Source organism: Streptomyces sp. NPDC051286, from assembly GCF_044455345.1.
Taxonomy (GTDB): domain Bacteria; phylum Actinomycetota; class Actinomycetes; order Streptomycetales; family Streptomycetaceae; genus Streptomyces.
Genome location: NZ_JBITER010000014.1, coordinates 1 through 617, shown reverse-complemented (window position 1 = coordinate 617; position 617 = coordinate 1). Strand labels below are relative to the sequence as shown.

The window sequence follows — 617 nt, the reverse complement described above, 5'->3', positions numbered from 1 at the left end:
GGGGCTTCTTGTGGGGAGGCCCCAACCGGGGCCCGGGCCGGCCGCCGGCGCCCCCCGCCCCGTACCCCCCGGCCCCCGGGGCCCTTACCCCGCCCCGGGGGCGACGGGCGTACCACCGACGGTCTGCGCCGGTCAGTGGCTGTACCTCTCGTTGCGCCGGCGCACCACGAAGACGGCGCCGGTGGTCGCGGCCACGGCCACTGCCGTGCCGCCGACCAGTTGCGCGGCGTTCATCCGGCCGATGCCGCCGCCGAGATCACCCTGTACACCGTTCGGCGCGATCGCCGTGGAGCCGGGGGTGGGGGTGGGGGCGGAGATCGCGAGACGGATCTCCGCCGTGGAGGTCGGCGATGTATTGCAAATAAACGACACTTCATAGGAAGCGCCGGGTTTTGCATCCCGGTCGACCGTGGCCGAGGCGCTGCCTCCTCTGGGAATAGTGACGCTGTCGAAGATGCCCGAGCTGGCCGTTGCTGTTGTTAGGCACCCCCGTGCGGCCAGGGTGACCAGGCCGCCCCGCGCGATCACCCACGGAGCAACCGTGTATACCGTCGCGCCCCGTGCGCCCCCCCACCTCACCGCGGACGCGGTCGCAGCCGGAGTGGTCAGGGCGCGAG

The 617-nt window shown here is 72.9% G+C and carries 1 protein-coding gene; it reads right to left on the bottom strand.

The window, feature by feature from the left end:
• Nucleotides 1-132: 132 nt before the first annotated feature.
• Nucleotides 133-528: a hypothetical protein gene (locus ACIBB8_RS16305; RefSeq protein ID WP_398952558.1), complete on the bottom strand. Its 396-nt coding sequence runs from the start codon at nt 526-528 to the stop codon at nt 133-135.
• Between the last annotated feature and the right edge of the window lie 89 nt (nt 529-617).